Raw genomic sequence first — 20,525 nt, forward strand, 5'->3', positions numbered from 1 at the left:
CGGGCGAACCGAGGGGCCGGCAGGGGCGGTGAGCTTGCGCACACGCGGCACTTCTGCACCTGTTTACGCAGCAACCGCAGCCCGCGTCCGCGCCGGTTCAGGGGCACCTCCGGCGGAACCCCGCCAAAGCGGTGCAGAAATGCGGCAGGTCCAGCGGCCAGGTTCTGCGTACTAGCGGCCCTCGCGGCGCAGCATCTTCTCGAACCGGTCGTGGTATTCGGGCTGCAGCCGGATTTCGCCGTCGGCCTCGGCGTCGCGCAGGGCCTCCATGGCGTCGACGTCGGGCTCGCTGAACCAGCGGCCGACGGTCACTCCGTGCTTCGGAACGAAGAGGCGGTGGATGTGGTCGCCGGCCTGCACGGAGCCGGTCTTAGTGACGCGCAGGTAGGCGCCCACCCGGCCTGCCTGCGTGAAGCGCTTGACCCACTGGGCCTCGTCCATGCGCCGCTGGAAGGCCGCGCACGGAACTCGCGGCGAGGTCACCTCAACTTCGACATCCAGCCCGATCCGCCAACGTTCACCGATGACGGCACCCGTGGTTTCGATCCCTGCCACGCGCAGGTTCTCCCCGAAGATCCCCGGTGGCAGTTCACGCTGCAGCTCACCGGTCCAGTAGTCGGCGTCGGCCTGGGAGTAAGCGTAGAGTGCCTGGTCCTCTCCCCCGTGGTGGATGCGGCTGGCCTGGACATCGGCGTGCAAGCCGAGCTTGTGCACCTTCACCGGACCGTCCACCGGCCGTTTGTCGATGGCCGTGACGCCCACGCTTCCCTCGTCCGGAAGGAGCTGGTGGACCCGGCAAACGGCAAGAAGAGTGGCTGTGTGCATGGCCTTAGTCTAGGTTCTCGTCCTGACCAGCGCTTTTGGTGGTACCAACGGATAGTTGAGCAGGGAAATTTATTCACCGCAGCACCTTCCAGCCACTAGGCTTGCTGCAGTGTTCACCGGCTGGACGGACAGCCGGTTCCGCCGGGCGCAGCCAAGCGTTCCGGCCGCCAACAGCACCGCGTTCAGCAGCACGCGTATTCAACAGCACCCGTATTCAACAGCATGGAGCAGCAGGGGGAACCATGGACCCGGAGAAGGACCCGAGCAAGGACGCTCACGGGGGCCGCAGCGACGACGTGTCCGGCGGGGACGGCACCTCCGGCAACCAGGCGGGCGGCCCGTCCGGCGGCCAGGCCAAGCCGCCGCCGTGGCAGGTGCCAAAGCCTGAGCTCCACCCCGAACTGCTGACCCCCGGCACGCCGGAACAGGAAAGCCCACGGCAGGAAAGCTCCCGACCGGAAGGCCCCGGAAACCAGAACCAAACAGGCTTCCCCCAGCCCAGCCCCATCTTCGACCCGTTCGCCCGTGACCGCGAGCGCGACGCCGCAGCACGGAAGAAGCGGTCGCAGCGCCGCACGGTGGTGGTGGGCCTCGGCGTCACGGCGCTCCTGGCCGGCACCATCACGGCCATCGTGGCCAGCAACGAGCAGGATCCCGACTATGCCCAAGTCTGCTTCAACGAGGAAACGGGTGAGCGGGTCGAGGATACCCAGTGCAACAGCTCGGCCGGGCGCGGCGGGGCCCTCTATGCCTGGTACTTCTACGCGCGCGGGGCCAGTGTCCCGGGCATCGGCCAGAACCGGACGGCCTACCCGAACTTCACCAGGACCGTGCCGCAGGGAGCCAAAACGTCCACGGGCTACAGCAGCAAGGGCGGCACAGTCAGCAGGGGCGGCTTCGGCAGCAGCTCCAAGGGCGGAAGCACGGGAGGCTAGTCGTGAAGCGGTTACTTTCGGAGCCCCGGCCGGACTGGAAGCACAAGATTGAAGAGCAGGGCCTGGTGTTCTCCACCACCACCCTGCCCGGCGGCAAGAAGATCGAGTACTGGAACGAGGCCGCCTACTACGAATTCACCATGGACGAGGTGGAGGCGCTCGAGGTCACCGCCGAGGACATGCACAGGATGTGCTTGGAGGCCGCGAAGTTCCTGGCCACGGGTGCCATGGGCCCGATCGGCATCGGTCCGCAGGCGCTGGAACTGGCCGCAGAGTCGCTGCAGGCCGGGGACGTGGACATCTACGGCCGCTTCGACTTCATCTATGACGGCCAGGGCGGCGCCGCCAAGATGCTCGAGTACAACGCGGACACCCCCACCGGTCTCATTGAGGCGGCCGTGGCCCAGTGGTTCTGGCTGCAGGACGTCTTCCCGGAGAAGGACCAGTGGAACGGGATCCACGAGGCACTGATCCGGCAGTGGAAGAAGCTGCAGTACCGCACGGGAATGAGCACGCTGCACGTGGCCCACTCCGAGGCCGAGGAATCCGGTGAGGACTGGATGACGGCCGCCTACATGCGGGACGTCGCCGGCCAGGCCGGGTGGACCACCATCGGGATCAACATGTCGGACATCGGCTGGGACCCGAACCTGAACCGGTTCGTGGACATGGACAACTTCATGATCAGCACCATCTTCAAGCTCTACCCCTGGGAGCTGATGATGAAGGAGCCGTTCGGCCACCGCCTGCTGCAGCGCTCCCACAATCCCCGCTGGGTGGAGCCGGCCTGGAAAATGCTGCTCTCCAACAAGGCGCTCCTGGCCGCCCTTTGGCACCTCTACCCGGACCACCCGAACCTGCTGCCCGCCTACCTCAACGACCCCGGACCTTTAAAGGAGTGGGTGGCCAAGCCGCTGCACGGCCGCGAAGGCGACAACATCCGGATCCATGCTGAGGGCATCAGCCTGGAGAAACCGGGCGGATACGGCCGCGAAGGGTGGTGCTACCAGCAGTACCACTCCCTCCCCGACTTCGACGGCAACCACCCGGTCCTGGGCCTGTGGGTGGTGGACGGCGAATCGGTGGGTTGCGGCATCCGCGAGTCGGACGGGCCGGTCACCGATTATTTCTGCCGCTTTGTCCCGAACACCATTGACGCGCCGGCGCCGCTGAGCGTCCAGGCGGCACAGGCCAACGCGAACAAGGCAGGTATAGCTTTATGAGAACCCGAACGACAGCTGCGGCCGGCGGCGCCGGGGCCCAGCCCGGCGGTGCCGTCCCCGGCAAGGGGCTGCGCGCCGGGATCCTGGATCTTGGGGATTCGGTGATGCTCGGGCTCGCCTCCACCGCGCCGGTGTACTCGCTGGCCGCGACCCTGGGCCTGATCGTGGCCGTCAACGGGAACTACACCCCGCTGATCCTGGTTTTGGGCTTCATTCCCGTGCTGTTCATCGCCTACGCATTCCGCGAGCTCAACAGCGCCATGCCGGACTGCGGCACCACCTTCATCTGGGCCCGCCGCGCCTTCGGCCCGTGGGCGGGATGGCTGGGCGGCTGGGGCGTGGCCCTGGCCGGCGTCGTGGTCCTGGCCAACCTGGCGCAGGTGGCGGGCCAGTACCTTTGGCTCCTCATCGGTGACGGGTCGCTGGCGGAGAACAAGGCGGTGGTGACGGCCACCGGCGTCGTTTTCATCGTCTTCATGACCATGGTCAACTACCGCGGGATCCGGCTGGGTGAGCACGTCCAGCGCACCCTGACGTACGTGCAGTACATCTCGCTGGGCATCTTTGCCGTGGCGATCATCCTGCGGATCACCGGCCTGACGGGCGGCACTCCGGCGGGCCAGCCGTTCGATATCGAGTGGTTCAACCCGGCCGGGGCGTTCGCCGATCCCGGCGCGGTGGTGCACGGCATCCTCCTGGCCCTGTTCATCTACTGGGGCTGGGACACGTGCCTGGCGGTGAACGAGGAGACCGAAAATCCCGCCACCACCCCGGGCCGCGGGGCAGTGATCTCGGCATTCGTGCTGGTGGCCATCTACGTCTCCGTGGCCTTGCTGGTAATGATGTACGCGTCCGTGGGAACAGAGGGAATCGGGCTTGCCAACGCCGAAAACCAGGACGACGTGTTCCTTGCGATGAAGGACGTAGTGCTGGGTCCGTGGGGCTGGCTGATTGTGGTGGCAGTGCTGGCATCCGTGCTGTCCTCCACCCAGACCACCATCCTGCCCACCGCCCGCGGCACCCTGTCCATGGGCGTGCACCGGGCCCTGCCGCCGAAGTTTGGGGCGGTCCACGAGCGCAACCAGACCCCCGGCTTCTCCACCCAGGTGATGGGCGCCGCCGCGGTGGTCTACTACGTGGCCATGAGCTTCCTCAGCGAGAACCTGCTGTCCGATTCCATCAGCTCCATCAGCCTGTTTATCGCGTTCTACTACGCCCTGACCGGCTTTGCCTGCACCTGGTACTTCCGGAACACCCTGCGTGAATCCACCCGCAACCTGTGGTTCCGCGGCATCCTTCCGCTGTTCGGGGCCCTGCTGCTGACCGCGGCATTCTTTGTCTCTGCCGCGCAGATGTGGGATCCGGCCTACGGGAACACGCAGATCTTCGGCGTGGGCGGCGCCTTCGTCAGCGGCGTGGTGCTGCTGGCCCTGGGCGTCGTGCTTGCCGCGGTCTGCCGGTTCCTGCCGTCAACCCGCGAGTACTTTGTGGGCCGGAAGCAGGATCCCGCAGGAAGATAGGGCCGGCACGTAGGATGCTGCAATGAGCAACGACGCCCTTGATCCTGTGGAAGCCACGGCTGAGTACGGGCTCCCGGACCCCTCGGATGTCCTGGCGCTGGATTCCCTGCTGTCCCCTAATGAACTGGCCCTCCGGCAGCGCATCCGGGACTTCACCGACCAGCAGATCCGCCCCGACATCGCCGACTGGTACGAGCAGGGTGTCTTCCCGCTGCACCTGCCCGCCCAGCTGGGCGAGCTGGGCGTGCTGGGCATGCATCTGGAGGGCTACGGCTGCCCCGGCCGGTCCGCCGTCGAGTACGGCCTGGCCGCGATGGAGCTGGAGGCCGGCGACTCCGGAATCCGCACGTTCGTCTCGGTCCAGGGTTCACTGGCGATGAGTGCCATCCACAAATGGGGCTCCGAGGACCAGAAACAGGAGTGGCTCCCCCGGATGGCCGCCGGCGAGGTGATCGGCTGTTTCGCGTTGACGGAGCCGACGGCGGGCTCGGACCCGTCGTCGATGACCACCACAGCGCGCCGGGACACCGCCGCGCGGCGGGACGGAACCGGCGAGGACGCCGGCTGGATCCTGGACGGCGCCAAGCGCTGGATCGGGCTCGCTTCCGTGGCCGACGTCCTGGTGGTCTGGGCGAGGACCGACGACGGCGTCCGCGGCTTCCTCGTTCCCGCCGCCACGGCGGGCGTCACCGCCACCCCGATCGGCCGGAAACTGTCCATGCGCGCATCGATCCAGTGCGATGTGACGTTCGACGGCGTCCGGCTGGGTCCGGAGGCAATGCTGCCGGGTGCGCGGGGACTCAGCGGCCCGTTCAGCTGCCTCAACGAGGCAAGGTACGGCATCGCCTGGGGTGCCATGGGCGCGGCCCGCGATTCCTACGAGGCGGCACTGCGGTATTCGATGGAGCGCCAGCAGTTCGGCAAGCCACTGGCCGGGTACCAGCTGACGCAGGAGAAGCTCGTCAACATGCTGCTCGAGGTCCAGAAGGGCACCATGCTTGCGCTGCACCTGGGCCGGCTCAAGGACGCCGGGCGTCTCCGTCCCGAGCAGATTTCGCTGGCCAAGCTGAACAACGTCCGCGAGGCCATCAAGGTGGCGCGGGAAGCCCGGACCATTTTGGGCGGCAACGGCATCACGCTTGACTATTCGCCTCTGCGGCACGCCGCCAACCTCGAGTCTGTGCGCACCTACGAAGGGACGGACGAGGTGCACACCCTCATCTTGGGCCAGCACATCACGGGGCTCCCGGCCTTCCGCTGATGACAGTGACCGCTGGTTGAGCTGGGCCCACGCCGGCAGGGTGCCCTGGCCGAGCTTTGCGAGGTTAGGGTGCCGGTGGGGACGGCGCTGTTCGCTTTGGCTCCGGCGACGGCGGCCGGCCTCGTCCCGTGGCTGCTGACGCGTTGGGAGGTGCAGGGTCCGGTGCCCGGAGGCGCCGTGGCCCAGGCGGCCGGCGCGCTCCTCGTGGGGGCGGGCGCTTCCGTCGTCGCAAACTCCTTTGTGCGGTTTGCCATCGAAGGCGTGGGAACGCCGGCACCCTTCGCGCCACCGAAGCATCTTGTAGTCAGCGGGCTGTACCGCCACGTCCGGAATCCCATGTACGTGCCCATCGCCGCCGCCGTGGTTGGCCAGGGCCTGCTGCTGGGCCAGCCGAAACTCTTCGGCTACGCCGCGCTGGCGGCGGTCCCGGTTGCGGCCTTCGTCAGGTTCTACGAGGAGCCCGCGCTCGCGCGCAAGTTCGGGGCTGAGTATGGGGAGTACCGAAAGAACGTTCCGCGCTGGCTGCCGCGGCTGACGCCGTGGCGGCCGGACAACTGACGAAATGGGGGTCCGGCGCCTAAAACGCGTTCGGCAAGCTCCGGGAAGATGCCTCTGCTGGGCGGCTTGTGAGCATCCAGAGGGCCAGCCAGATAACTGAGGCGCCAAGCAGCGCCAGGGCTGCATCGAGGGCGAGCTCCGGGACGAGGTTGCGCAGCGCGATGGGAATGGCGGCCATGGCGTAGGCGATTGTCGGGGTCCGGGGTGCCCTGCCGTCCCGCAGCAGCGCCAGGCAGTACAGGATTGATCCGACTAGGAAGATCATCGAGGCTGCCACCAATGCTGTTCCGAGCGGCCCGCCCCGCAACGCAGCGATTTGGGAGGGATCGAGCCGGACGAACACCAGGTTGATCACCCACTCCGCGCCGGTCGCGGCGCTGAGCCCCACGACGTTCACCGCGAGGGCGACCGAGGAAAACTTTGATGATCGGCGCAGGGCGACCCGGGCGAGGCCGACAACCAGGATGATAGCGAATGCCTGTGCCAGGGGCGCGGCAAGCTGCGTCGCGGAGCTGACCGGTATCAGTTCGGCGCGCTTGGCCGCATTGACGAACAAGACGGCGGCTGCGGCCAGGCCCGTAACTGCTGCGAGGCGGGCCGGAAGCAAGGTAGTGGACTGTTTTTCCAGGGATGGGCTGGCGAGCGTGAGCATGGCGTTCATCTTTCGCAAGAGTGCAATGGGGGGGGTCTTGATGGCCCGGCGGTGTTCGGGACGCCGGTCCTTCGGTAATCAAGCGGGGACGTCTCTGGGGGTGGGAGCTGCGACGGCGGGCGTCGTGCCATTAGTGATGGGACTGGGGCTAAAGCCTTTGACGATCAGCCAAACGCCCAGCGAAAACTCCCAAAGCGCGATCGGGGCCGTCGCGATCAACGACCACACGGAGAGGGTGTTATTGATGCCGAAATAAGTTGCGGCGGTGGAAGCGAGGAGCAACGGGGCGCCCACCAGTCCCAGCAACGGAAGAACCCGGGGCACCAGGCGGGACCGGTACAGGAGGGAGCCCAGGAGAAGGGCGTTCATGGCCGGCATGAGGGTTTGTCCGAGGAGGAACGTCCAGCCATACATCGCAGCCAGCGCCTGGCCCGTGGGCAAAGCGCTTGCTCCGGCTCCGGCCTGCCGCAGGGTCACGACCGAGAGAAGGCAAACAACGCCGGTGACAATGACAGCAGCTTCGAGGACGCGTGCGCCGACGAAGCCAAGCGCGACCGCTTCGTTTTGCTTTTTAACCACCGGGTACAGTGCGACCGCGGTCCCGATGCAGGCAAGGGCTACGATCATTTCAAGGGCACCGCCCCAGAGTGTGGCGGTGTCCGGGCCGGGGCCGGTGATGTAGTTGGAGTCTGTTCGCACCGCCCTGTAGAGGGTGAGTGTCGGGATTGAGACGAAGGTGATCAGGTAGAGCACGCCCGCGGCCAGCGCGGTCTTCCGTAGCGGGTCCATCGGCACTCGTTTCGTTGCGGCTTCTGGCCGGATGCTGGTCATGATGTCGTTCTCCTTCGTGGGATGCGGGTGGAAGATTAGCTTCGGGGCTTTGCGGTGGATCCTGGCTTGTCGGCTTCAACCTGGGCTACAGAGAGCAGGGGCAGGCCGATATCGCGCACTTTCTGGAGCAGGCCATACAGGGCGGCCTGGTCTGCCACCTGACTCCGGAAGACTGTGGTGCCGTCGCTCTCATTCGTCAGGCTCAGTGCGTCGAACCAGGCAGCCCACCGGGAATCCAGGTGGCCCTCGATCCGGACCTCGTACCATCCGGAGTCGTGGTGATGTCCGATCGGCATGTCATGCACGGGCCCTCCTTTCGCTTTATCCGGCCGATGGACCTCGGCCGGCGTTGCTTCTGTTCGTTGTCCTGATCGAACAGTAGAAGGAGATCTAAGGACCGCGCCTCACCACATGTGGTGATTGGCGTGGTGATTTAGTTACGGGCGTTGGCAGCGTTCCCCGGCCGTCGGCGTCGTCGCGGCTTGGGCTACCGGTCGCTGGCTCGGGAGAACAGACCGAGTTCCTGGCCCTGACGGACCGCGGCCCGGCGGTTGTTCACGCCGAGCTTGGCGTAGATGTGTCTGGTGTGAGTGCGCACCGTGTTCAGGGACACCACGAGCACGCGGGCAATGTCCGGACCGTCGAGGTCCGTTCCGAGCAGCTGGAGAACGTCCAGCTCACGTTCACTCAGCGGCTCGATCAGGCCCCCACTGACACGCGTGGGCACCTCGGCAATGTTCATGAACGTCATGAGCCGGCGCAGGTAACCCGGGGCTATCCGTTGGTTCGCAGCCGCTCTCAGCAGTGAACCCATCGGGGCGCCCTCATCAGCGAAAACGCGAACGTAGCCCTCCGGCTCCGCCAACGCTACTGCTCGACGCAGTGATGCAAGCGCCGCAGGGATGTCGCCCCGTGCCTGGTCGGCCAGGGCCTGCAGCACGAGAATCTCGATGACGCTTCCCGTTCGGCCGCCGTCGTCTGCCGCCCGCAGCAGGCGCCCCAGCAGGCGGATGGCCTCCTGGAGCGAGGACGCCGCGCCCTCTTCCGCATGCCGGGCCAGGAGCACCCTGGCAAGGGTGATGTGCTCGAACTCCCGAAGGTAACTGAGGTCATCGTCCACCGACAAGTCTCGCTCCCGCACCCAGCCGAGGGCTTCACCCAACCGCCCTTGCGCGAGCTGGATCCGGGCCCTCAAAGCCGGCACCGGACGTACATTGGGAAAGTAATCGCCCACGTAGAGTCGCTCCGCCTCAGCCAGGAGGTCGAGCACACCGGCCAAGTCACCTTCCCCCTCGAGGATCCGCGCCATGGCGACCCGCCCGCGATACAGGTTCTGAGGCAGCTCGCCAAGGGGCCCCAACTCCTGGCTGCGCTCTAGGAGTCGGATGGCTTCCTGCTGGTCGCCGCGCTCCCGGCAGACCCCGCTCATCCCCACATACATGTCAGCTTCCCCGCGCAGAACCGATCCGCGCCGTCCAGAAGCAGCCTCCAAAGCTTGCTCGTAGGTGCACATGGCATCGGTGAGACGCCCTTGCGCCAGGCGTATGTCCGCCAAGGCAATCGCGCATCCCAAGGTGTCCGCGAGGTGCCCTGCACGGCGCAGGCCAGCCATGCATTCGTCATACCCCCGATGGGCTGCCTCGAGCTCCCCACGCCCCCAGTAGGCGAGTCCCAGCAATCCGGAGGCTGCGGCGCGGCCGACATTGTCGTCCTCAGGTGCAAGATCAAGCGCACGCTGGGCGTGGCTTACCGTCCCGGGTCCATCGCCCCGGCCCAGCGCCAGCGCGGCCCGGTACACTTCAATCGTCTCGGGAAGGCGGCGAAATTCCTCGTCGTCGGCTACGACCATCTCCGTTGCTCGGCCTTGAATTTCTTTGCCCACACCTGGGGGTGGATCCAGCCACCGTTCGACGTCCCGCAGCCGGTCTTCGACTCCCCCGACATCGCCGCACACCACCAGCGCGCCCACCAGTCCCACGCCCAGCACCGGCCTGACACGGACCACATCGTACGGGAGCACCATCAGCCAGCCGCGCAGCAGGGCCTCCTGCCTGTTCCGCCGGATGTCCGGCACCGCCAGCTCGATAAGGTCCGCCGCCCGTTCGAAATCCTCCGCAGCCAAGGCATGGCGGATGGCATCGAACGCCTCGCCGTTCTGTTCGTACCAAATGCTCGCCCGCCGATGGAGACCCGGGAGCTCGTCGCCGCGCTCCTCCACGAGGCGCGCCTGCAGAACATCCGCAAAAAGCTGGTGATAGCGGTACCACTGACGGCGGTCATCCAAGGGAACCAGAAACAGGTTCGCCCGCTCCAGTGCCGCCAGCCTGAGCTTGCCATTGTCCTGTCCTGTGACGGCATCGCACAGAGGGCCGCTGAGCCGATCCAGGATGGACGTCTGGAACAGGAAGTGTTGAACATCCTCTGGCTGGCGCTGCAGGACCTCCTCAGCCAGGTAGTCGACGATATATCGGTCGTCCCCGGCGAAGCCTGCGATGAATGCGGCGACGTCCTCGCGGCCCTGCATCGAAAGCGCAGCGAGCTGGAGTGCCACGATCCACCCTTCGGTGCGGTCTTCCAGCGCCGCTACGTCCCGGCCCGTCAGCTCCAAGCCCATGGAGCCGTTAAGGTAGGCCTCCGCCTCATTTACGGTAAATCGCAGATCGGCGGCGCGGAGCTCGACGAGCTCGCCCCGGGCCCGTAACCGCGCCAGCGGCAGCACCGGGTCGGCTCGGCTGGCGATGACCAGGTGCACCTGCGGGGGCAGGTGCTCCACCAGGAATGCGATCCCGTCCTGCACCTCGTGCGCGTCGATCACATGATAGTCATCGAGAACCAGGACGACATCGTTCGAGACAGCGTGGAGGTCATTGAGAAGAGTGGCAAGGAGCACTTCGATGGGGGGCTGCGCCGACTGCAGGAGCGAGAGCGCAGGGGCGCCAACCCCGATGGACGCCCTCCTCAGCGCCGTGACGAAGTAAGTCCAAAACAGCGCGGAATCGTTGTCACGCTTCTCGAGCGAGAGCCACGCTGCCGACCACCCATTAGCGGAAACGGTTGCCAGCCACTCAGTCAGCAGCGTCGTCTTACCGAACCCGGCCGGAGCCGACACGAGCGTTAGCGTGGCATCAGCTCCACGGTTCAGGCGCTCGATCAACCTCGGGCGCGTCGCCAGGCCGGGTCGCTGTCTGGGAACGTGGAACTTGGTCTCGAGAAGTAGTCCCGTCATGACCGCCTCCCCTCACGGACAGTGTACGGCTGCCGCGGTCCCTCGGCACCCGAGAGCGTTAGGCCGAGAACCCGCCGTCGGCCTTAATGAGCTGACCGGACACCCAGCGGCCCGCCGGGGACAGCAGGAAAGCCACCGTTCCCGCCACCTCGGCGGGGGTGCCCAGGCGGCCGCCGGGCTGGCGCCGGGCGAGCTCGGCGCGGGTCTGGCCGTCCATCCAGCCGGTGTCCACCGGCCCGGGGTTGAGGACATTGGCGCTGATGCCGAGCGGTCCAAGTTCACGCGCCGCGGCGATCACGATCCGGTCCAGGGCCCCCTTGGACGCACCGTACGGCAGGTTGAACGCTGTGTGGTCACTGGTCAGCGCGACGATCGCGCCGCCGTCGTCCGCCGCCTGCTGCGCGAAGGCGCGGACTAGCTGCCAGCTGGCCCGCGTATTCACGGCGAAATGCCGCTCAAAGCTTTCGAGGGTGGTGTCCAGGATGCCGGAATCGACGGATTCGGCGTGGCTGAGGACCATTCCGTGCAGGGTCCCCGCCTGCGCGGCCACGTCTGCCATCATCCGGTCGACGGCGCCCGGGTCCTGGAAGTTGGCGGGCAGGGCCACCACCCTGGAGCCGATGGCCTCCAGTTCGGCGGTGAGCCGGCCGACGTCGTCCGGCTGGATTCCCCAAGGCATGCGGGCGTCGTAGTCCTGCCAGTAGGTCAGCACCAGGTCCCAGCCGTCGGCGGCCAGTAGGCGGGCGATCCCCGCACCGATTCCGGCGAGCCGCCCGGCGCCGGTGACCAGCGCCGTGCTCATTCCGCCAGCTCCGCCACCGCATCGCGCCGCAGGGCCACGAGCCAGCACACCATGATGGCCAGCGCGCAGAAGACTCCGGCACTGGAGGCCATGATCCACAGCACCGGCGTCTGGAGGTTGAGGTTTTCGGCGCCGAGGGCCGTGCCGATGGTCTTCGGCGAAAACAGGAACACCACGGTGGACATGCCCAGGACGGCGCCCATCACCGCGCGCTGCAGCCGGTACCGCTGGGGCGTTTCGCGCAGCGTCCAGGCGAACGCCGGAAGCACCGCGGCCATCCACACCCAGTGGTGCGACCAGGAGACGGGGCTGATCAGGAGCATGGTGAGGGCCGTGGCGGATATAGCCACCACCCTGGCACCCTGGCTGCTGGCCACCTTGATGAGGGCGGCGCCCAGACCCACAGCGAGCAGGCTCAGGACCAGCCAGGGCACGTTCACTGCGTCCGCCGGAACTCCGAAGTGGAGCAGCGCACCCTTGATGGAAAGGTTGTCCACGTAACCGGCGCCGCCGATCCGGGACGTGTCGGGAAGAATCTCCAGCCAGAAGGTGAGGGATTCGGCCGGGCGGAGCAGCCAGCCGAGCAGCACGGTGAACGCGAACCCGGCGCACATGTTCAGCAGGCCGCGCCAGTCCTTGCGCACCAGGAAATACAGGCCGAAGACCAGCGGTGTCAGCTTGATCCCGGCGGCAACGCCCACCAGGAAGCCGCCGCCGGGCAGGCCATGCCGCCAACGGGGACTGCGGGCCAGCAGGTCCGCCGTCATCAGCCCCAGCAGGAGGATGTTGATCTGGCCGAAGGCCAACGTTTCGCGCCACGGCCCAAGATTCAGGACGGCCAGGAACAGCACGACGGCGGCGAGCCGGTTGAGCGCGGACCGGAAGGTCAGCGAAGCGAAGGTGCTGCGCCAGGTGGGCTTGCTGTTCCAGTAGCGGACGCCGAGCGCCGCCACCCAAGCGGCGACAGCGACGCCGGCGGCGTTGAACAGCAGCAGCGCCGTGGCCTGCGGCACTTTCGCGAGCAGGCTGAAGAGGAGGGCCGCGAATGGCGGGTAGGTGAAGGGCAGTTCGGGGCCGCCCGCCCAGTTCACCGTCGGCTGGTAGAGGCCCGACGGTGCCAGGCCGGCGTCGTTGAGGATCTTGCCGCCGAACCAGTAGACGCTGAAGTCCAGGCCCTTCTCGCCCCAGGCGTTCAGCCGGGACGCGACGAAGACGGCGGTGGCCGCCACCGTCAAAAGGACACCAAGTTCGACGGCGGCCAGTACGGGCCCGCGCCGGCGCGGCTGCAGTTCAGTGGTCTGATCCAGCCCCTGGCCGGGCCCTCCTGCGGCGCTGTCTGGCCTGTCGTTCCTTGTTCGGGCAGTAAGCAGTGCCATTCAGTGTCCCCCAGCTGTAGTCCGGCAGTGTGCGCCTCCGGGACGCGTAGCGCGTTCTGCCGCAAGAGCCGGCGCCGCAGAGGGCGCCCCGCTTAGTCTACTGAAGCCACGGCCACCGCTGCGGGCTTCCGTCGCCCGGCGTCTTTGCGGATGGTGGCGCTGATCACCGCGGCGATGGTGCACATCGCGGCGGCACCGAACCACGCGTAGGTGTAGTGGCCGGTGGCGTCCCGGATGGCTCCGGCGGCCAGGGCTGCCGCGGCGGCACCGAGCTGGTGCGCGGCGAACACCCACCCGAACACCACGCTGCCGTCGGCTCCGAACACCTGGCGGCAGATCGCGGCGGTCGGCGGAACCGTGGCCACCCAGTCCAGGCCATAGATCACGACGAACACGATCATGCTGGGCTGGACCGAGGAGCCCAGCAGCAGCGGGAGCACCAGGAGCCCGATCCCGCGGAACTGGTAGTACACGGCGAGCAGGACCCGGGGGTTGAACCGGTCGGTCAGCCAGCCGGAGGCGATGGTGCCCAGGATGTCGAAGATCCCGACGACGGCGAGCAGCCCGGCCGCGGTGGTCTCCGGCATGCCGTGGTCATGCGCGGACGGGATGAAGTGCGTCCCGATCAGCCCGTTCGTCGTGGCGCCGCAGATGGCGAACCCGGCGGCCAAGGCCCAGAAGGTGCGGTTCCTGCTGGCGCTCCGCAGCACCTGCAGTGCCCGGACGGCCGCGTTGCGGCGGGGCTCCGCAGCCTCCGGGGCAGCGGCTGCTTCCGGCTCTCCGGTGGGGGCGCCGGACGGTTCCTCTGCCCCGTAAGGCAACGCCCCGACGTCGGCCGGTGAATTTTTCAGGAACTTCAGCACCAGAGGAACCACGGCCAGGGCACCGGCGGCGATGAGCAGCGAGGCCTGGCGCCAGCCCGGGTCCTGGGCGAGCATCGCGATGAACGGCAGGAAGACCAACTGCCCGGCGGCGCTGCCGGCGGTCAGGATGCCGATCACCAGCCCCCGGCTCTTGCTGAACCAGGTGTTGGCGATGGTCGCCGCGAACACCAGCGCCATGGAGCCGGTACCCAGGCCGATGAGCAGGCCCCAGGTGAGAAGGATCTGCCAGGACTGGTTGACCAGCACAGTCAGGGCGCTGCCGGCCCCGATCATCCCCAGCGCGACGGCGGTGACGGTCCGGACGCCGAACCGTTCCATGAGCGCAGCGGCGAAGGGGGCCGTCAGCCCGAACAGCACCAGGTTGATGCTGACCGCGGCGGACAGCACGGTGGTGGACCAGCCGAACTCCTGCTGCAGCGGCACCATGAGCACGCCGGGCGCGGCACGGAAGCCGGCGGCTCCGACGAGCGCCAGGAACGCCACCGCGGCAACGGCCCACGCAGGGTGCAGCCGGCCCCGCTTCTTCGGCCGCCCCTCCCCTGGAGTCCCCGGCCCCGCCCCTGGAGTCCTCGCCCCCTCCTCAGGACTTTTGCCCGCCTCCTCAGGACTTTTTGTCCAGATATCGTCCTCTAATGCCCCCTCAGGGCGCGCTATCTGGACAAAAACTCCCGGGTCCTCAGAGGTGCTCATGCGGCTGTTCCTTTTTCTCCGCCGCCTTGTACGCGGTTGGTGGGTGTGTTGGACGGTGTCGAGGTTGCCGGGGCGCCGTCGCCAGCGGGAGCGGATCGTCGCTTCGGGTGAGGCTGTGCCAGCTGGTGTTGTCCGCGGTGAGGCGCTCCCCGCATTCGGTGCAGGTGTCGGCCGAGCCCGTGCTCTGCCCGCACGTTGCGTGGATGACGTACATGTGGGCCTGCTCGGACGGCGCCTGCAGGTGCTTTTCTGACCAGATCACGACGGCGTTGAGCACCGGCAGGGCGTCCTCACCCTTGGCGGTGAGGACGTACTCCTGGCGGGTCCGTCCGCCGTCGTCGTAGGGCTGTTTTGCCAGCAGGCCGGACTCCACGAGGGAGGCGAGCCGCCGGGTGAGGACTGAGTCCGCCACCTGGAGGCGCGTCTTCATCGCGTCGAAGCGGCCGTTGCCGAAGAAGACCTCGCGGAGGACCAGCATGCCCCAGGGGTCGCCGAAAATGTCCAGGCCGCGGGCCATGCTGCAGTTGCGCGTCGACCAGTCGGAGCGGAGAGCCATGCTGCGACACTAGCTGACTTTCTTGAAGAAAGCTACCCTTCGCCGTGTGGGCGGATCCCCGACCGCGAGGGCCGGTACGCAGCGGCCCAGTACACCAGAAGCGCCACGCCGCAGAGCACGCCCAGGCTGGAGACCATGAGCGGCCATTGCGTCTGCGGGTTCACGCCCCACACCTCGGCCCCGGCGGCCATCGCGAGGTCCTTGGGCGCAAGGTAGAAGGCCACGGCCGACGCCGCCACCACCAGCCAGCCGGCCAGCCGCATCAGGCCGGTCCTGGAGGGCACGCGGTGCATCGCGAAGGCCATGGACGGCAGTGCCACGGCGATCCATACCCAGTGGTGGGACCACGAGACGGGGCTGACCAGGAGCATGAGCACGGCGGTCGCGGACACCGCCACGAAGTTTTCCTCCACGGCCACCGCCCACCTGATCACCAGGGCCGTGAGTCCGGCCAGGGCCAGGGCCAGCACCAACCAAAGCAGGCTGGTGAACCCCGAGTCCGGCAGCCCGGCGTGGAGCAGCAACCCCTTCAGCGACAGGTTGTCCACGTACCCCGGATCACCGATGCGCCCCGTGTTGGGCAGGATCTCGGTCCAGAACGTCACCGAGGCGTGGGGCAGTGCGGCCCAGGCCACGGCGATGGAGCCGAGGAAGCCGGCCGCCATCCAGCCCAGTGCCTTGAAATCGCGGCGCACCAGGAAATACAGGCCAAACGCCAGCGGTGTCAGCTTGATGCCGGCAGCGACGCCGACCAGCAGGCCGGCAGGCCACCGGATCCCACCCGCCCGCGTTTTCCCGTGCAGCGCGAAGTCGGTCAGGATCAGGCCCATCAGGATGATGTTGATCTGCCCGAATACGAAGGTGTCACGCCACGGCCCCAGCAGCACGATGGCCCCGGTTCCGGCCAGGGCCACAGTCCGGAACCGCCAGTCCGCAAAGGCCTCCTGCCAGCGGGTCAGGCCGAAGTAGTGCCGGGCGAGCCAGGCGGATACCACCGCGGCCCCGCCCAGCGCGGCCCAGATGAAGAGCTGCCCGCTTTGGCCCAGACCCATGGTGGCCAGACCAGCGAACAGCAGCGCGGCGAACGGCGGATAGGTGAACGGCAGGCCGTCCCGGGGCGCGTACAGCTCGCTGATGCCGGTCTCGCCGGTTTGCAGCACCTTGGTGCCGCCGTAGTAGTAGACCTCGAAGTCGTTCATGGCCGGGGCATACCCGGCGTACAGCCACAGCAAAGCGAGGACGACGGCGGCGGCACCGCCCGCCGTCGCCAGCCAGCCGAGGACAACCCGGCGCGCATTACCCTGGCTGCCGGCCCCCTCTCGGGTCCCGGCACCCTCCTGCGTCCGCGGCGAGGCCGTCACTGGATGTGCGTGAAGGCTTGCTCAAGGTCGGCGATGAGATCCTCGACGTCCTCGATGCCGCAGGAGAGCCTGATGAGGTTCACGGGGACGGCCAGCTCGGTGCCCTTGACCGAGGCATGGGTCATCTCCGACGGGTAGTTCATCAGCGACTCGATGCCGCCCAGCGATTCCGCCAGGGTGAAGACCGACGTCGATTCGGCCACCTTCCGGGCAGCGGCCTCGCCGCCCTTGAACTGCACGGAGATCATGCCGCCGAACTTCTTCATCTGCTTCTTGGCCAGCTCGTGCCCGGGGTGCGAGGGCAGGCCCGGGTACAGGACCGCTTCCACCTCGGGGCGTTCGAGGAGCCATTCGGCCACGGCCTGGGCGTTGTCGCTGTGCCGGTCCATGCGCACGCCCAGGGTCTTGAGCCCGCGCGTGGTGAGGAACGCGTCCATCGGGCCGGACACGGCACCCACGGCGAACTGCACGAAGCCAATCTTCTCGGCCAGCTCGGCGTCCTTGACCACGATCGCGCCGCCCACCACGTCGGAGTGGCCGCCGATGTACTTGGTGGTGGAGTGCACCACGACGTCGGCACCCAGGTCCAGCGGGGTCTGCAGGTAGGGCGACGCGAAGGTGTTGTCGACGATCAGGAGGGCCCCGGCGTCGTGCGCCACCTTGGCGAGCGCCTCAATATCGGTGATTTTCATCATCGGGTTGGACGGGGTCTCCACCCAGACGAACCGGGTCTTGTTGGCGGCAACCGCGGCCTGCACGGCATCGAGGTCGGCCATGTCCACCGGGGTGTTGCCGATCCCCCAGTCCCCCAGCACGCGGCTGATCAGCCGGTAAGTGCCGCCGTAGGCGTCGTTGCCGAGCACGATGTGGTCGCCGGGCCGCATCAGGGCGCGGATGAGGGAATCCTCGGCGGCGAGTCCTGAGCTGAAGGAGTAGGCGTGCGTACCCCGCTCCAGCGCCGCGAGCTGCTGCTGCAGGGCGTCGCGGGTGGGGTTGCCGCCGCGGCCGTATTCGTAGCCGTCCCGCAGATTGCCGATGCCGTCCTGGGCATAGGTCGAGCTGAAGTGCAGGGGCGGAACGACGGCGCCGGTGCGCGGCTCGAATGCCTGGCCGGCGTGCACGGCGCGGGTGTTGAATCCGTGGTTCTCTTCAGACATGGGGCTCCTTCGATCAGTTGCTGAGGTAGGCGAGGAGGTCGTGGCGGGTCAGGATGCCGATGGGCGCGCCAACGAATGTCACCATCACGGTGTCGACGTCGGAGAGCAGCTCGCGGGCGGCGGAAATGGTTTCGAGCGAGCCGATCACCGGCAGCTTCTCCCCCATGTGCTCGGCGATCTTGTCCGTCAGCTTGGCCTCGCCGCGGAACAGCTTAGCGGTCAGGGTCCGTTCATCCACGGCCCCGAGGACTTCGCCCATCACCACGGGCGGCTCCGCGGAGAGGACCGGGATGTGGCTGACGCCGAACTCGTTCATGATGTTGATGACGTCGCGGACAGTTTCGTTGGGGTGGATGTGCACCAGGTCCGGCAGTTCGCCCGTCTTGGACTTGATGACCTCGCCGACGGAGGCCTCCTCGCCGCCGGAGAGGAAGCCGTAGGAGCGCATCCACTGGTCGTTGAAGATCTTGGCAAGGTAGCCGCGGCCGGAGTCGGGCAGGATCACCACCACCACAGCGTCCTCGGGGAGGTCCCGGGCCGTGCGCAGGGCGGCCACCACGGCCATGCCGGAGGACCCGCCCACCAGCAGGCCCTCTTCGCGCGCCAGCCGCCGGGTCATCTCGAAGGAGTCGGCGTCGCTGACCGCCAGGACCTCGTCCGGGACCGACTTGTCGTAGTTGCCGGGCCACATGTCCTCGCCCACGCCCTCGACGAAGTAGGGGCGACCGGAGCCGCCCGAGTAGACAGAGCCTTCGGGATCGGCCCCGATGATCCTGACCCGGCCGCCGTCTGACTCCGGTCGGTCCGCCGACACTTCCTTGAGGTAGCGGCCGGTGCCGGTGATGGTGCCGCCGGTGCCGGCGCCGATGACGCAGTGGGTCACCTTGCCGTCGGTGTCCCGCCAGATCTCGGGGCCAGTGGTCTCGTAGTGGCTCAGCGGCGCTGCGGGGTTGGAGAACTGGTCCGGCTTGTACGCGCCGGGGATCTCCGTGACCAGGCGGTCGGACACGCCGTAGTAACTTTGCGGGCTGTCAGGCTCGACGGCGGTGGGCGTCACCACCACTTCGGCGCCGTAGGCCGCCAGGACAGCACGTTTGTCCTCACCCACCTTGTCCGGGACCACGAAGATGCACTTGTAGCCCTTTTGCTGCGCCACCAGAGCCAGGCCGACGCCGGTGTTCCCGGAGGTGGGCTCGATGATGGTGCCGCCTGGCTTGAGCTTGCCGTCACGCTCGGCTTCCTCGACCATCTTCGCCGCGATGCGGTCCTTTATGGAGCCGCCGGGGTTCACGTATTCCAGCTTCACGAGGACGGTGGCCTTGACGCCCTCGGTGACGTGGTTGAGCTTGATGAGCGGGGTGTTGCCGATGAGGTCCAGGACAGACTGGGCGTACTTCATGGGTACCAACTTACCGTCTTGGGCTGGCTGGTTGTCCCAGCGGCTTTCGGTGCGAAGATTGGGCCGTGGCGCGCCTGCAAATACCGAAGAATGTGCGGAGCTATCTTCTGCCAGGCTTTATGCTGCTTGCCGGGACCGGCTGCCTGGCTGGCGGCCTCCTGCCCTGGCCCGCGTTCGGGCAGCTGGCCGGACGCACGGCCCCCATCCTGGCCTTCGTCGTGGCGATGACCGTCGTCACGGAGCTGGTTGATGCTGCGGGCCTGTTCCGCGTGGTGACGGACCGCATTGCGGCACTCGGCCGGGGCAGGGTCTTCCTGCTGTGGCTCTTGGTGCTGGCCTTGTCCTCCGTCGCCACGGCTTTTCTGTCGCTCGATACCACCGCGGTGCTGGTGACTCCCGTGGTGGTGCTGCTCGCCGTCCACGCGAAGATCCCGCCCCTGCCCTTCGCCCTGACCACGGTGTGGCTGGCCAACACCGCGTCGCTGTTCCTGCCGGTCTCCAACCTCACGAACCTGTTGGCGCAGTCAAACATGTCACTGAGCCCGCTGGGATTCGCCAAACTGATGTGGGCGCCTGCCGTCGTCGGCCTCCTGGTGCCTGCGCTGCTGCTCTGGCTGGCCTTCCACCGGGAACTGAGTGGCCGTTACGGGCCGCAGCCGGCCCACGCGCCCGGCGACCGGACACTGCTCCGGGCATCGGGCGGAATGCTGCTCGTGCTGCTGCCGGCACTGGTTTCGGGGATTCCCGTGGCGGTGCCTGCGGCGCTCGCGGCCGGGTTCCTGGTGGCTCTGTTCCTGTGGCGGCGGCCGGCGGCCCTACGCTGGTCGATGCTGCCATGGCGCCCGCTGATACTGACCGCCGGGCTGTTCATGGTGGTTGAAACTTTCCACGCGCACGGCCTCACCGAGGCACTGGCACCGGCCGCCGGGGCCGGCGAGACCTTCCTGGACCTGCTGCGCCTCGCAGCGCTGGGCGCCGCCTCCGCGAACATCGCCAACAACCTTCCCGCCTACCTGGCCCTGGAGCCCGTGGCCGGATCGCCGCTGCGGCTGGGCGCACTCCTGATCGGGGTGAACCTGGGCCCGCTCATTTCGCCCTGGGCGTCCCTCGCCACACTCCTGTGGCACGAGCGGCTGCAGAGCCTCAACCTGCGCGTGCGCTGGGGCGGCTTCGCTGTTGCCGGCCTGGCCGCCGTTGTCCTCGCCCTTCCGTTGGCCGTCCTGGCACTGTGGCTGGGGAACGGGATGCCATAGTCGCTTCCCTGCGCCG

The 20,525-nt window shown here is 67.7% G+C and carries 18 protein-coding genes; 6 read left to right on the forward strand and 12 right to left on the reverse strand.

Annotated elements, in window-relative coordinates; translation table 11 throughout:
* Positions 1-171: 171 nt before the first annotated feature.
* Entirely contained in the window at positions 172-825 is a 654-nt protein-coding gene (locus ACTHQX_RS07510) for an MOSC domain-containing protein (RefSeq protein ID WP_236804612.1), read from the reverse strand.
* 242 nt (positions 826-1,067) lie between these two features.
* Here ACTHQX_RS07510 and ACTHQX_RS07515 point away from each other — a divergent pair, with 242 nt between their 5' ends.
* From ACTHQX_RS07515 to ACTHQX_RS07535, 5 genes are all read left to right on the forward strand, one after another.
* A complete protein-coding gene (locus ACTHQX_RS07515) occupies positions 1,068-1,760 on the forward strand; it encodes a Tat pathway signal protein (protein WP_236804613.1) in 693 nt (230 codons plus the stop codon).
* A gap of 2 nt (positions 1,761-1,762) precedes the next feature.
* Positions 1,763-2,983: a glutathionylspermidine synthase family protein gene (locus ACTHQX_RS07520; RefSeq protein WP_236804614.1), complete on the forward strand. Its 1,221-nt coding sequence runs from the start codon at positions 1,763-1,765 to the stop codon at positions 2,981-2,983.
* Positions 2,980-4,503: an APC family permease gene (locus tag ACTHQX_RS07525; protein WP_236804615.1), complete on the forward strand. Its 1,524-nt coding sequence runs from the start codon at positions 2,980-2,982 to the stop codon at positions 4,501-4,503. The genes ACTHQX_RS07520 and ACTHQX_RS07525 overlap by 4 nt, the downstream gene beginning before the upstream one ends.
* A 22-nt stretch (positions 4,504-4,525) precedes the next feature.
* Positions 4,526-5,764 (forward strand): acyl-CoA dehydrogenase family protein, encoded by a 1,239-nt coding sequence (locus ACTHQX_RS07530; RefSeq protein ID WP_236804616.1) that lies wholly within the window; start codon positions 4,526-4,528, stop codon positions 5,762-5,764.
* A gap of 75 nt (positions 5,765-5,839) precedes the next feature.
* Positions 5,840-6,322 carry a methyltransferase family protein gene (locus ACTHQX_RS07535; RefSeq protein WP_236804617.1) on the forward strand — a complete coding sequence of 161 codons (483 nt, stop codon included), beginning with the start codon at positions 5,840-5,842 and terminating at the stop codon, positions 6,320-6,322.
* A 19-nt stretch (positions 6,323-6,341) separates the two neighbouring features.
* On the opposite strand, the gene ACTHQX_RS07540 is transcribed toward ACTHQX_RS07535, so the two are convergent.
* From ACTHQX_RS07540 to ACTHQX_RS07590, 11 genes are all read right to left on the reverse strand, one after another.
* Entirely contained in the window at positions 6,342-6,983 is a 642-nt protein-coding gene (locus tag ACTHQX_RS07540) for a hypothetical protein (protein WP_440156508.1), read from the reverse strand.
* 69 nt (positions 6,984-7,052) lie between these two features.
* Positions 7,053-7,805, reverse strand: coding sequence for a DUF4386 domain-containing protein (locus ACTHQX_RS07545; RefSeq protein WP_236804619.1), 753 nt, complete (start codon positions 7,803-7,805; stop codon positions 7,053-7,055).
* A 35-nt stretch (positions 7,806-7,840) separates the two neighbouring features.
* A complete protein-coding gene (locus ACTHQX_RS07550) occupies positions 7,841-8,110 on the reverse strand; it encodes a hypothetical protein (protein ID WP_440156507.1) in 270 nt (89 codons plus the stop codon).
* A gap of 182 nt (positions 8,111-8,292) precedes the next feature.
* On the reverse strand, positions 8,293-11,031 hold the full coding sequence (locus ACTHQX_RS07555) for a LuxR C-terminal-related transcriptional regulator (RefSeq protein WP_236804620.1): 2,739 nt from the start codon (positions 11,029-11,031) through the stop codon (positions 8,293-8,295).
* 58 nt (positions 11,032-11,089) lie between these two features.
* Positions 11,090-11,833, reverse strand: a complete 744-nt coding sequence (locus ACTHQX_RS07560; protein ID WP_236804621.1) for an SDR family oxidoreductase — start codon at positions 11,831-11,833, stop codon at positions 11,090-11,092.
* Positions 11,830-13,209, reverse strand: coding sequence for a glycosyltransferase 87 family protein (locus ACTHQX_RS07565; RefSeq protein ID WP_236804622.1), 1,380 nt, complete (start codon positions 13,207-13,209; stop codon positions 11,830-11,832). Before ACTHQX_RS07565 ends, ACTHQX_RS07560 begins: the two co-directional genes overlap by 4 nt.
* 92 nt (positions 13,210-13,301) lie before the next feature.
* Positions 13,302-14,783 (reverse strand): MFS transporter, encoded by a 1,482-nt coding sequence (locus ACTHQX_RS07570; protein ID WP_440156506.1) that lies wholly within the window; start codon positions 14,781-14,783, stop codon positions 13,302-13,304.
* Entirely contained in the window at positions 14,770-15,339 is a 570-nt protein-coding gene (locus ACTHQX_RS07575) for a winged helix-turn-helix transcriptional regulator (protein WP_236804624.1), read from the reverse strand. The genes ACTHQX_RS07570 and ACTHQX_RS07575 overlap by 14 nt, the downstream gene beginning before the upstream one ends.
* Positions 15,340-15,371: 32 nt before the next feature.
* Positions 15,372-16,700 (reverse strand): glycosyltransferase 87 family protein, encoded by a 1,329-nt coding sequence (locus tag ACTHQX_RS07580; protein WP_236804625.1) that lies wholly within the window; start codon positions 16,698-16,700, stop codon positions 15,372-15,374.
* Positions 16,697-17,857, reverse strand: a complete 1,161-nt coding sequence (locus tag ACTHQX_RS07585) for a cystathionine gamma-synthase (protein WP_236804626.1) — start codon at positions 17,855-17,857, stop codon at positions 16,697-16,699. Before ACTHQX_RS07585 ends, ACTHQX_RS07580 begins: the two co-directional genes overlap by 4 nt.
* Positions 17,858-17,870: 13 nt before the next feature.
* A complete protein-coding gene (locus tag ACTHQX_RS07590) occupies positions 17,871-19,256 on the reverse strand; it encodes a cystathionine beta-synthase (protein WP_236804627.1) in 1,386 nt (461 codons plus the stop codon).
* Between the two features lie 119 nt (positions 19,257-19,375).
* Here ACTHQX_RS07590 and ACTHQX_RS07595 point away from each other — a divergent pair, with 119 nt between their 5' ends.
* Complete coding sequence (locus tag ACTHQX_RS07595) at positions 19,376-20,509, forward strand: SLC13 family permease (RefSeq protein WP_236809389.1); 1,134 nt, start codon at positions 19,376-19,378, stop codon at positions 20,507-20,509.
* Positions 20,510-20,525 lie beyond the last annotated feature (16 nt).

Origin of the sequence: Arthrobacter sp. SAFR-023 (genome assembly GCF_051965295.1) — a bacterium.
In the GTDB taxonomy this organism is placed as follows: Bacteria; Actinomycetota; Actinomycetes; order Actinomycetales; family Micrococcaceae; genus Arthrobacter.